At 62.7% G+C, this 10,679-nt stretch carries 10 protein-coding genes and 1 pseudogene; 5 read left to right on the top strand and 6 right to left on the bottom strand.

Translation table 11 applies throughout. The features are described 5' to 3' along the window. From MPJ51_RS02065 to MPJ51_RS02050, 4 genes and pseudogenes are all read left to right on the top strand, one after another. Positions 1 to 140: pseudogene (locus MPJ51_RS02065) on the top strand (pyruvate dehydrogenase (acetyl-transferring) E1 component subunit alpha); the annotation flags it as partial. Positions 141 to 155: 15 nt separating this feature from the next. After that, positions 156 to 1,529, top strand: a complete 1,374-nt coding sequence (locus MPJ51_RS02060; RefSeq protein WP_298381323.1) for a pyruvate dehydrogenase complex E1 component subunit beta — start codon at positions 156 to 158, stop codon at positions 1,527 to 1,529. A gap of 12 nt (positions 1,530 to 1,541) precedes the next feature. Beyond that, positions 1,542 to 2,843: a pyruvate dehydrogenase complex dihydrolipoamide acetyltransferase gene (locus MPJ51_RS02055; RefSeq protein WP_298381322.1), complete on the top strand. Its 1,302-nt coding sequence runs from the start codon at positions 1,542 to 1,544 to the stop codon at positions 2,841 to 2,843. Positions 2,844 to 2,978: 135 nt separating this feature from the next. Continuing rightward, entirely contained in the window at positions 2,979 to 3,218 is a 240-nt protein-coding gene (locus MPJ51_RS02050; protein WP_298381321.1) for a hypothetical protein, read from the top strand. 6 nt (positions 3,219 to 3,224) lie between these two features. Here MPJ51_RS02050 and cysE read toward each other — a convergent pair whose 3' ends face one another. Next, on the bottom strand, positions 3,225 to 4,034 hold the full coding sequence (gene cysE, locus MPJ51_RS02045) for a serine O-acetyltransferase (RefSeq protein WP_298381320.1): 810 nt from the start codon (positions 4,032 to 4,034) through the stop codon (positions 3,225 to 3,227). A gap of 86 nt (positions 4,035 to 4,120) precedes the next feature. Between cysE and MPJ51_RS02040 the strand changes: the two genes are divergently transcribed. Continuing rightward, positions 4,121 to 4,459 (top strand): TraR/DksA C4-type zinc finger protein, encoded by a 339-nt coding sequence (locus tag MPJ51_RS02040; RefSeq protein WP_298381319.1) that lies wholly within the window; start codon positions 4,121 to 4,123, stop codon positions 4,457 to 4,459. On the opposite strand, the gene MPJ51_RS02035 is transcribed toward MPJ51_RS02040, so the two are convergent. The 5 genes from MPJ51_RS02035 to MPJ51_RS02015 are packed head-to-tail and all read right to left on the bottom strand — an operon-like array spanning position 4,440 to position 10,669. Further along, positions 4,440 to 4,736, bottom strand: a complete 297-nt coding sequence (locus tag MPJ51_RS02035) for a hypothetical protein (protein ID WP_298381318.1) — start codon at positions 4,734 to 4,736, stop codon at positions 4,440 to 4,442. The genes MPJ51_RS02040 and MPJ51_RS02035 overlap by 20 nt on opposite strands. 8 nt (positions 4,737 to 4,744) lie before the next feature. After that, a complete protein-coding gene (locus MPJ51_RS02030; RefSeq protein ID WP_298381317.1) occupies positions 4,745 to 8,707 on the bottom strand; it encodes a glycoside hydrolase/phage tail family protein in 3,963 nt (1,320 codons plus the stop codon). After that, the gene (locus MPJ51_RS02025) at positions 8,707 to 9,153 is read right to left on the bottom strand and encodes an NlpC/P60 family protein (protein WP_298381316.1); all 447 of its coding nucleotides are present in this window, start codon (positions 9,151 to 9,153) and stop codon (positions 8,707 to 8,709) included. Before MPJ51_RS02025 ends, MPJ51_RS02030 begins: the two co-directional genes overlap by 1 nt. Next, positions 9,150 to 10,037, bottom strand: a complete 888-nt coding sequence (locus MPJ51_RS02020; RefSeq protein ID WP_298381315.1) for a DUF2163 domain-containing protein — start codon at positions 10,035 to 10,037, stop codon at positions 9,150 to 9,152. The genes MPJ51_RS02025 and MPJ51_RS02020 overlap by 4 nt, the downstream gene beginning before the upstream one ends. Continuing rightward, entirely contained in the window at positions 10,037 to 10,669 is a 633-nt protein-coding gene (locus tag MPJ51_RS02015; RefSeq protein WP_298381314.1) for a DUF2460 domain-containing protein, read from the bottom strand. Before MPJ51_RS02015 ends, MPJ51_RS02020 begins: the two co-directional genes overlap by 1 nt. Positions 10,670 to 10,679 lie beyond the last annotated feature (10 nt).

The raw sequence follows: 10,679 nt of genomic DNA, 5'->3' as shown, positions 1-10,679 counted from the left end.
TATCCGGCAAACACGCGACCGAGGATGATCTGAAAGCGATCGACAAAGAGATCAAAGAGATCGTCAATCAGGCCGCCGAATTCTCGAAAGAAAGCCCCGAGCCTTCGGTTGAAGAGCTCTGGACAGATATCTACGCCTGAGAGGACGAATAAGACATGGCAACCGAAATTCTCATGCCCGCCCTTTCGCCCACGATGGAAGAGGGCACATTGGCCAAATGGCTGGTCAAGGAAGGCGACACCGTATCGTCCGGCGACATCATGGCCGAGATCGAAACCGACAAGGCAACGATGGAGTTCGAGGCCGTCGATGAAGGCATCATCGGCAAGATCCTGATCGCCGAGGGCACCGAAGGGGTCAAGGTCAACACCCCCATCGCGGTGCTTGTGGAAGAAGGCGAAGACGCCTCGGCCCTGCCCGCGGCTGCCCCCGCAGCCGCAGCGGTGTCCGATGCCGCCCCTGCGGCGGTTGAGGCCGCCGCTCCTGCCGCAACAGCCCCAGCCGCTCCGGTCGTTGATCTGTCCCCCGACTGGCCCGCAGATGCCGAGATGAAATCGGAAACCGTGCGCGAAGCCCTGCGGGACGCGATGGCCGAGGAAATGCGCAGCGACGAAGATGTCTACCTGATGGGCGAGGAAGTTGCCGAATATCAGGGGGCCTACAAGATCTCGCAAGGCCTCTTGGACGAATTCGGCAGCAAGCGCGTGATCGACACCCCGATCACTGAACATGGCTTTGCCGGTATCGCGGTCGGATCGGCCTTTGGCGGTCTGAAACCGATTGTCGAGTTCATGACCTTCAACTTCGCTATGCAGGCGATTGACCAGATCATCAACTCTGCCGCCAAGACGCTCTATATGTCCGGTGGTCAGATGGGCTGCCCCATCGTGTTCCGGGGTCCCAACGGTGCCGCCGCCCGCGTGGCCGCGCAGCACTCGCAGGACTACGCCGCATGGTACATGCAGATCCCCGGCCTGAAGGTTGTCATGCCCTATTCGGCCGCCGATGCCAAAGGTCTGCTGAAATCGGCGATCCGCGACCCCAACCCGGTTGTGTTTCTGGAAAACGAAATCCTCTACGGTCGGTCCTTTGACATGCCGCAGGTGGATGACCTGACCATCCCGCTGGGCAAGGCCCGCATCTGGCGCGAAGGCTCGGATGTCACCATCGTCAGCTTCGGCATCGGCATGCAATACGCGCTGGAAGCCGCCGACAAGCTGGCCGAAGACGGCATCAGCGCCGAGGTGATCGACCTGCGCACCATCCGCCCGATGGACACCGGCGCGATCATCAACTCTGTGATGAAAACCAACCGTCTGGTGACCGTGGAAGAAGGCTGGCCGCAAGGCTCGGTCGGCAGCTACATCAGCTCGGTCGTGATGCAGGAGGCGTTCGATTATCTCGACGCTCCGGTCATCAACTGCACCGGCAAGGACGTCCCGATGCCCTATGCCGCGAACCTCGAAAAGCTGGCGCTGATCACCACTGATGAGGTGATCGCCGCCGTCAAACAAGTGACCTACCGGTAAGGAGCGACACAGATGCCCACCGAAATTCTGATGCCCGCCCTGTCGCCGACCATGGAGGAAGGCACGCTTGCCAAATGGCTGGTCAAGGAGGGCGACACCGTCTCCTCCGGCGATCTGCTGGCCGAGATTGAAACCGACAAAGCCACGATGGAGTTCGAGGCTGTCGACGAAGGCACCATCGGCAAGATCCTGATCGCTGAGGGCTCTGAGGGGGTCAAGGTCAACACCGCCATCGCGGTTCTGCTGGAAGATGGCGAAAGCGCCGATGATATCGCGGCCACGCCTGCCAAGGCTCCTGAAGCGGCACCAGCCGCCGCGGGCAACGAGGCTGCCGCGCCAGCGGTATCCGAGGCGCCCGCCCCTGCCCCTGCGGCCCCTGTCAAAGCCGATGGCGGTCGTATCTTTGCCTCGCCTCTGGCCCGCCGGATCGCCGCGCAGAAAGGTCTGGATCTGGCACAGATCACCGGCTCCGGCCCGCATGGCCGTATCGTCAAGGCCGATGTGGAAGGTGCAACCGCAACCGCCCCGGCGGCAGCGCCTGCGCCCGCCGCAGCGGCCCCTGCCCCGGTCCCAGCCCCGTCTGGCCCGTCGGCGGATATGGTCGCCCGCATGTATGAAGGTCGTGAATACGAGGAAATCGCGCTGGACGGTATGCGCAAGACCATTGCCGCGCGGCTGTCAGAGGCCAAACAGACCATCCCGCATTTCTACCTGCGCCGCGACATCAAACTGGACGCGCTGCTCAAGTTCCGCAGCCAGTTGAACAAGCAGCTGGAAGCGCGCGGCGTCAAGCTGAGCGTCAACGATTTCATCATCAAGGCCGTCGCCAATGCGCTGCAACAGGTCCCCGAATGCAATGCCGTCTGGGCAGGCGACCGGGTTCTGCAATTGAAACCCTCGGATGTGGCCGTAGCCGTCGCCATCGAAGGCGGGTTGTTCACCCCGGTTCTGCAGGATGCCGACACCAAATCGCTGTCGGCGCTGTCGACCGAGATGAAGGACCTCGCCGGTCGCGCGCGCGAGCGCAAGCTGGCCCCACATGAATATCAGGGCGGCACCTTCGCGGTTTCGAATCTGGGTATGTTCGGCATCGACAATTTCGACGCCATCGTGAACCCGCCCCATGCCGGTATTCTGGCGGTCGGCACCGGCCTGAAAAAACCGGTCGTCGGCGCGGACGGAGAGTTGACGGTCGCCACCGTGATGTCGGTGACCATGTCGGTCGATCACCGGGTCATTGACGGCGCGCTTGGGGCACAACTGCTGCAAGCCATCGTCGACAATCTGGAAAACCCGATGGTCATGCTGGCCTGACCCGTTCCGGGGGCGCATCTCGTGCCCCCGCTTACCGCCGGGATGTGAGCGGTCGTGAACCCGCCTGCCCTTGCTCTGCACCCCGTGACGGACCACCTTTGAAACACATGGATTTCAATGTGTCAGAGGTGCCCAATGCGTTTCGCCAACTCGGTCAAAACCCTGCTTTTGCTCAGCGCCCTGGCGCTGGTACAACCGTCCGAGACGTTTGCAAAGCCCAACAGCTATCCCGGAGAAAGCTCGACCTATAAACCACCAAACCCCGAGCTTGAGGCCAAACGCGAGGCTGAGCGTCTGAAACGCAAGGAATTGCGCAAGCAAAAACGAGAGGAGCGTCGGCTCAGGCGGCAGAACAAGAAAAACCGCCTGAACTGATCCGGGTTACTGGTCCTTGCCCAGCATGTGATCCATCGAGATCGAGGGCTGATCGCATCCGGCCTCACCCACGATCTTGGCGGGGATACCGGCCACGGTCTTGCAGGGGGGCACCTCTTGCAGGACCACGGACCCGGCGGCGATGCGGCTGCAATGTCCGACCTCGATATTGCCCAGAACCTTGGCCCCGGCCCCGATCAGAACACCGTTGCCGATCTTGGGGTGGCGGTCTTCCTCTTCCTTGCCGGTCCCGCCCAGCGTCACCGAATGCAGCATCGACACATTGTCGCCCACCACGGCGGTTTCGCCGATCACGATGGAATGGGCATGGTCGATCATGATCCCCTTGCCGATCTTGGCGGCGGGATGCACGTCGATCCCGAAAATCTCGGACGAGCGCATCTGGAAGAAATAGGCCAGATCATGCCGCCCCTTGCGCCACAGCCAATGGGCGACGCGATAGGCCTGCATCGCCTGATAGCCCTTGAAATACAGGATCGGCTGCAACAACCGGTGGCAGGCCGGATCGCGTTCGTAGACGGCCATCAGATCGGCGCGCGCAGCCTCAACCAGGCTGGCATCGTCGGCATAGGCTTCGTCCACAATCTCGCGCAGGACCATCATCGACATCTCGTTCGAGCACAGCTTGGCCGCAACCCGATAGGACAGCGCGCGCTCAAGGCTGCGGTGGTGCAGGATACAGGCATGCACCAGCCCGCCCATCAGGGGCTCTTGCTCGACGGCGGCGTGGGCCTCGGTCGTGATGCGATTCCAGACCGGGTCGACGGGCGTCACATGGCTGCGCTTTTCAAACATGGCTTTTGATCCTTTTCTGCGCCTAGAATAGCCATCTAGTGCCTGAAAGGCCAAACGCAATTCCTTGATGGGCCCTGCAACAAAAAATGAACGAGACGGATTTACAGCATTTTACCCGGCGCATTCATGATCGTCTGGCTGAATTGGCGGCGCAATCAGCCTCGGGTCAGGCGGCGCAATCGGTGGTCGAGCTTGACCAGCAGGCCATTGGGCGGCTCAGCCGGATGGATGCGCTGCAAAATCAGGCCATGGCCAAGGCGCAGCAGGTCCGGCGCGACCAAGAGGTCCGGCGTTTGCAGGCCGCCCTTGCCCGCATGGAAGAAGGCGAATTCGGCTATTGCGAGGATTGTGGCGACCCGATCCCGCGGGGACGGTTGGATCTGGATCTTGCAGCCTCGAAATGTGTCAGCTGCGCGTCCGGTTAGTCTGAAACCGGATCAGGTGGCGCAGAACCGTCTCGAAACATTGACAATATCGGGTGTCATCGAAATTGGGTTCATCCGCCAGTGGACGCCCGCGCGCCGCCGCCATCAATGAGCCATTGCCATAGAGCGGATGCACACGCCCGGTCTGCCTTGTGTGATGGTCGGCCAGTTCGGCCTCGGCGATCATACGGGCACAGAGCCGGTCACGGTCCGCACGCGGCGCGGCCAGAAGGGCGCGCGCCGCAGCGCTGATATCTCCGTGCAGGACAGGGCGCATGACCGGCCTTAACCGACCACCAGCCCGGCAAAGGGCCCGGGTCCATAGGTCGCCGAAACCTGCGCTACGGTGATCTCATAGGCGCCGGTCACCCCGTCAGCCGCCTGCATCGCGGCCGTATAGTGCCAATTGGCCGAGGTCGCGACCTCTTCGCGCAGAACCGTGCCGCCGGAGAGCACCCGAAGCAGGTAGGATTCGCTCTCTTCCCCCAACGGCACCTCGATCCCGTCCCAGTCATCGCCATCGATCCGCGTGCGCCGTATCCAGGTGAACGCGTCCCCTGTCGATGATCGGGTCACCTTCAGATGCGCCGGGGCGTAGGGCCGCAATCCGTTGCCCTCGAACGCTTCGACCAGATGCACATAAGACGGATCGTCATACCCGCGCGAGGCCGGGCCGATCCGGTAATGCTTGGCCACGCGCCGTTCATTGCGCAGCAGGCTGGTCTGGTAGACGCGGCTGTCCAGCAGCACAAAGGTTGATCCTTCGGGCCAGGCGCCCGGGATCAACGCATCGGTTCCAAGCTGACCGCGCAACCGGTTGGACAGCGTGTAGACACCGGGCTGTTCCAGCGTTGCATCAGCGAATTGAAACAGCTCCCAATTGCCCGGCGTCCCGTCACCGATTGCGGCCAGATTGGCCCCATTCAGCAAGGCCGAGCGCGGTTGCGATTGCAACGCCCCGTCGATCAGATTCACGCGCAGCGGTGCGCCTTCATCCCAGATACCAGCGCTGGCGCGATGCAGCGGGGATTCCGTGAACCCGATCACCGCCTGCCCGGCAATCACATCGCTAAGGGCATAGCCTTCGTCCTGTGCCGCCGAAAACACCGCGACGCTGCCGGGCCAGGGGTCGGCTGAGACCGCCAGATAAGGCGCATGCGGCACCTCGGACCCGGTGATCAGGGGCAAGTCCATAAACATCGGCAGCACGGGAACCGGCGCAATAAAGGGTTTGGTGGTCACCGCATCCTCTTGCACGTCGGCGGGGATATAGACCCCGGGCTCGACCCGCACGGCCTCGGCCAGCTGCATCTCGGCCTGTTCCAGACGGTCGATGCGGTACAGCCCATCCCCACCGTCGCCAGTGAAACGCACCACGTCCCCTGCCCCCACATGCAGCAACGAGGGCGGCAACGCAAAACGCGCCGTCTCGCGCGAGATGCGGGATTCGCTGAGCCAGCGCTCCACAGTCTGCCGACCCTCGCTCCGGGTCATCGACAGGGGCATTTCATTGACGGCCACCGCGTGGGTCCGGTCATCGGGCAGCACCGCCTCTTCCGAGACCACATCGTGATCGGCATCCGACTGCACAAAGCGCAGGCGCACACGTCCGGTCATCTCGGCCTCGGCCTCGCGCCGGTATTCGACGGTGCCCTCGATATCCGCGCTGACGGCGGTGGTGTCCATCTCCAGATCGACCGCACCGCGCCCGTCGCGCATGCGGAACACCAGCAGCCCGTCACGTTCAATCGCATCAAACCCATAGCGCAGCATCAGCGGTTGCAGGGCCTGACGCGCGCTCATGACATCCTCCATCGCATAGCCGCGCACCACCCCGTGCAGGCCCGAGACGTCGATATCGGTGACCCCGGCGCCATGGCAAATCTCGGTCACAACCGAGGCCAGCGTGCGCGACCCCGACCGGCCATTCAGCCAATGCCCGCCTGCGTAGTTCTCGCCATCCGTCCATTGCGAACGCAGATTGGGAAAGGTCGGGAACGGGCGTGCGTCCCAGGCCCAGACATAGGCGTTCGACAGGTCCACCATCGGGCCGTCATAGACATCCGACACTGGATTGATCTGCGGATCACCCCAATAGCCCAGCAGTGCCTTCAGGTATTGCACCTGAATAAAGTCGTCCCGCATGCCGTTGGAATGTTTCGGCAATCCCGATTCCGAGGATTTCGGGTCCAGAAACTTGTTGGGCTGGTTCGTCCCCTTGTCGATCGCCGCACAGCCAAGTTCCGTGAACCAGATCGGCTTCGACCCCGGTCTCCACGCTGTGGGCAGGAATTGCCTGACCCCGCCGATCCGTTCGTGATGGGGATTGGCCCACCAGTTGCGAATATCCTTATAGCGCCAGATCCAGGGCTCATCATGGTCGCCGTCCTCAATCGGCACCCTGATCTGGGCTTCCGCCTCTTCAGGTGAGGCATAGAACCAGTCATAGCCCTCACCCCCTTCGATATTGCCGCGCAGATAGTCCAGATCGTAGATCGAGACCTTGCCGCCTTCGGCATCCAGATGGCTGTCGCCATCGCGCCAGTCGGACAGCGGCATGTAATTGTCGATCCCCACAAAATCGATTTCGTCATCCGCCCAAAGTGGATCGAGGTGGAAGTAGCGGTCCCCGCTGCCATCCGCAGGCTGATAGCCGAAATATTCAGTCCAATCAGCCGCATAGCCGATCTTGGTGTTTGCCCCCAAAATCTGCCGCACCTCACCCGCCAGCGCTTTCAACTGCGACACTGCCGGGAACCCGGCAGCGCCCCTGATCTGGGTCAGCCCGCGCATTTCCGACGCAATACAGAATGAGGCCACGCCACCTGCAGCCTTGCACAGGGCCGCATAGTGCAGGATGAACCGGCGCAGGCCCCATTCCTGCGGGCCGGAATAGCTGACCGCGCCATTGACCACGGCAAAATCGCTGGCCTTGGCGGTGCCGAAGAAATCTGCAACCTGTGCCTCAGCCGCAGCCGATTGATCCGGCGAACCCGGCTGACCGGGGGCGATATCGAGCGTGATCCGCCCGCGCCAGGGCAGATGCGGTTGATCCGGCGCACCGGACCACGGGTCGGGCAGACCATTGCCCTGCAACTGATCCATCAGGATGAACGGATAGAACATCACCCGTTTGCCGCTGTTCTTCAGATGACGGATCGCCTGAATGACCGAGGCATCCGCCGGCGTGCCCCCATAGATCGGGCGGTTGTCCACCCGCTGGACCGCTTGCGCCGCCGCCCGCGACAGACCAGCGACCGTCCAGGGCATGTTCTTGCCATCCTCACCCTTGCGTTCGACTTTGGGCCTGATCTGACAGTGACCACAACGCAGATCATTGCCGAACCAGGACACGACCAGCGACGCGGCCTCACACCCCGGCAATTCCCGGCCCAGCGCCCGGGTCGAGGCCACAAGGTCCGGTCGGCCCGAGGGGGAAAACACATTCGCCGCCCAGCTGCGACCCACCCCTCTGGTATAGTTCACCTGCCTGCTGGCCAGCGCATATTCGCCGGTGCCGGGCATCATCGCCACGCCTTTGACGATACGGGCCAGCGCGCTGTCATAATCCGGCAAGCCCTGCTGTTCCTGACGCACGACCTCGAACGAGAACTGCGGCACCCGGTTGCCATAGCTTTCCAGCGGCAGATCCTCGATCACCACATAGGCCGTTCCGCGATAGGCCGGGACCGTGCCGACACCCTCAATCGCCTCGATCAACGGGTCCGGCAACTGATCCGCCGTGCCATGGTAAATCCGCATGTTCAGCCCGGTCAGCGCGATCTCTTCCCCATCGGCCCAGACACGCGACACATCGGCGATCTCTCCAGCCCCGACTGCGATGGCCAGCGAAATCGAATAGCTGTAGCTGTGCGTGGTCGTTGTCACCTCGGTCGATGGGGTCGACCCTTTGCCGCCGCCCGTAGACTGGGTCGAGGTAGAGGTGCTGCGCGTTTCCAGAAAGTCCGAAGCCCAGATCACCTGCCCGCCAACACGCATCCGCCCGAATATGGTTGTCACCGGCGACCCCTCGCCGGTTTCGGTCAGGCGGAACCGGTCCAGACGGCCGGTCTCGACCACCTCGCTGCCGCTGCCCAGAACGGATTGGCTCATCAACCGTTGGTCGATGATATTGCCCAAGGTCGCCCCGATGGCGCGCCCGATAATGGCGGTGGACAGCCCGGCAACGGTGCCGCCGATGGCCCCGCCAAGGGCCGCGCCTGCGGCTGAAAGAAGGATAGTAGCCATCAGAGGTCCTCCAGCGGGAATTCGAAACAGGCAACGATGCGGCGGCGCCACGGCTCGCTCAGGGCGTTTTCAACGACCCCATGCCCGGAATACGCATGAATAAAGCGCGGCAATGTGTTGATTTCGCTTATAATACCCAGATGTTTGGCCACACCGGCATCGCGCATTCTGAACAGCAGGACATCACCCGTGTTCAGGTCTTCCGTCGGTTTTTCGACCAGATGACGGCGCGCGGCGGCCCACATCCGCTCGTCCCCCTGCGGTTCGGACCAATCCATGCTGTAGGCGGGCACGGCTTCGGGTTCGTGCCCGACAAGCGCGCGCCAGACGCCGCGCAGCAACCCCAGACAATCCGCCCCCGCACCCCGGGCCGAGGCTTGGTGTATATACGGCGTGCCCAGCCAGCGACGGGTTTCATCGACAATATCCTGCCTGCTGATGCTCATCTTGTGCTGCCTCCGTTATTGGGGTTGTCTTTCTTGGGAACAGCCATCACCCAATCCTCACCCGGAAGATCAGGAAATCCCTGGAAGTTGAGGAAATTGTTGAATTTCAGGCGGCACGTACTGGCCCGCTTGTCACACCCGGCAGTCAGGCGCACGCGGTCCCCGGCAGCCAACCCGGCCCCAATCGCAGACCACAGCGTCAGCGCGCGACCCTGATCGCCCCGAGCATCCCGCTTGATCGTCCCCCACAGGCCCAAGGCCGCGCCGGTCAGCACATCCAGCCGCCCGCCATCGAACCACGCATCGGCAAAGGTTTCTCCGCCGGTCAGTTGAACCGCACCGCTTTCCGACACGCCAGCCACCTCGTCTTCAACCCAATAGCCCGATGCGGTTGTGTCGAAGCGGCAGGATTTGTCGCCCAGAACGGCCGTGCAGGGCTTTTGATAGATTCGCCCCAAGGGCCGGTTCAACAGATCGGTCAGCCCGCGCAATTCGGCGTGAAACGCCCCACCCGCGCGGCGCAATTCCCCGATCGAGCCGCGAAACTGCAACATCCGCTGTTCGGGATCGGCCCAGTTGACCAGCCAGGCCCGCACCTCGGCCCCATCGAACCGACCTGCCTCGATATCTTCCTCACGCACGGCGGCATCGGACAACGCGCCCATGGCCTCGGAGTTGTCGATGGAAAGCCCGGTCGCCTGTTCGATGGCCGCCGCCGTCAGGCCGGTGCTGGCCTTGAAGGTCACGCCGTCAAAGGTCAGTTCCATATCGTGATCGGTAAACCCATAGACCTGCCCGTCCCTACGCGTGATCGCCCAGCAGCGGCAGGTCGTGGTCAGCCCGCTTTGCAGATGCGCCTGCAGCGCCTGTTTGTCACCACCCATCAGACCCGCACCTCAACCACCGGCACATTGGGCACATCGCCCGCCTGAAAGCTGGCAACGCTGGTCTGGATCTTGTCGGTGTCGAACCGCACCGGCACGTCGAACTCATACCCTGCGGTGATCTCGACCTGCTCGGCAGGCGGGATCGCAAAGGTCACCCGGCCCGAGTTCAGGTCGACCTCGAAATCAACCCCCTCACGCATGTCGTCCTGATCCAGGCCAAGCTTGACCGTTCCCAGAACCGGCTTGACGATGGGCCGCACATAGCTGAACCCGCCCGAGGCATAGGTCTTGATCAACTGAAACTCGACCTGCGCGCCGTCGCCCCGCGCGATCACCTGATCGCCCTTGTCCACATCCACCGAGGCCGCACCGGATTTGTAATCCGACCAATCCTTCCAGCGGAACCCGAACATCTGTCCCTGCCGCGCCTCAAAGAATGAAATCAGCGTCTCGATATCGTCCAGCGAGCGCATCCCCAGCCCGGCATCGTATCGCCTGCGGGAATGCGCCCAGGGCGTGTTGCGTTCCTCGAACCCGTTGGTTAGCGTCACGATATCCGTGCGCCGTTCCGGGCCACCGACCGAGCCGAAACTCAGGCTGGCGGGAAATCTCACCTCGTGAAAGTTCATGACCTGCTCC

Origin of the sequence: Ruegeria sp. (assembly GCF_028066395.1) — a bacterium.
In the GTDB taxonomy this organism is placed as follows: Bacteria; Pseudomonadota; Alphaproteobacteria; order Rhodobacterales; family Rhodobacteraceae; genus Ruegeria.
The sequence above is the reverse complement of the archived record's forward strand: the minus strand, read 5'-3'. Positions and strand labels throughout refer to the sequence as shown.

What these genes read in the sequence shown, in the direction of transcription:
- cysE (WP_298381320.1), bottom strand. Translation starts at nt 4,034, where the DNA reads ATGTTTGAAAAGCGCAGCCATGTGACGCCCGTCGACCCGGTCTGGAAT.
- MPJ51_RS02050 (WP_298381321.1), top strand. Translation starts at nt 2,979, where the DNA reads ATGCGTTTCGCCAACTCGGTCAAAACCCTGCTTTTGCTCAGCGCCCTG.
- MPJ51_RS02060 (WP_298381323.1), top strand. Translation starts at nt 156, where the DNA reads ATGGCAACCGAAATTCTCATGCCCGCCCTTTCGCCCACGATGGAAGAG.
- MPJ51_RS02015 (WP_298381314.1), bottom strand. Translation starts at nt 10,669, where the DNA reads ATGAACTTTCACGAGGTGAGATTTCCCGCCAGCCTGAGTTTCGGCTCG.
- MPJ51_RS02025 (WP_298381316.1), bottom strand. Translation starts at nt 9,153, where the DNA reads ATGAGCATCAGCAGGCAGGATATTGTCGATGAAACCCGTCGCTGGCTG.
- MPJ51_RS02055 (WP_298381322.1), top strand. Translation starts at nt 1,542, where the DNA reads ATGCCCACCGAAATTCTGATGCCCGCCCTGTCGCCGACCATGGAGGAA.
- MPJ51_RS02040 (WP_298381319.1), top strand. Translation starts at nt 4,121, where the DNA reads ATGAACGAGACGGATTTACAGCATTTTACCCGGCGCATTCATGATCGT.
- MPJ51_RS02035 (WP_298381318.1), bottom strand. Translation starts at nt 4,736, where the DNA reads ATGCGCCCTGTCCTGCACGGAGATATCAGCGCTGCGGCGCGCGCCCTT.
- MPJ51_RS02030 (WP_298381317.1), bottom strand. Translation starts at nt 8,707, where the DNA reads ATGGCTACTATCCTTCTTTCAGCCGCAGGCGCGGCCCTTGGCGGGGCC.
- MPJ51_RS02020 (WP_298381315.1), bottom strand. Translation starts at nt 10,037, where the DNA reads ATGGGTGGTGACAAACAGGCGCTGCAGGCGCATCTGCAAAGCGGGCTG.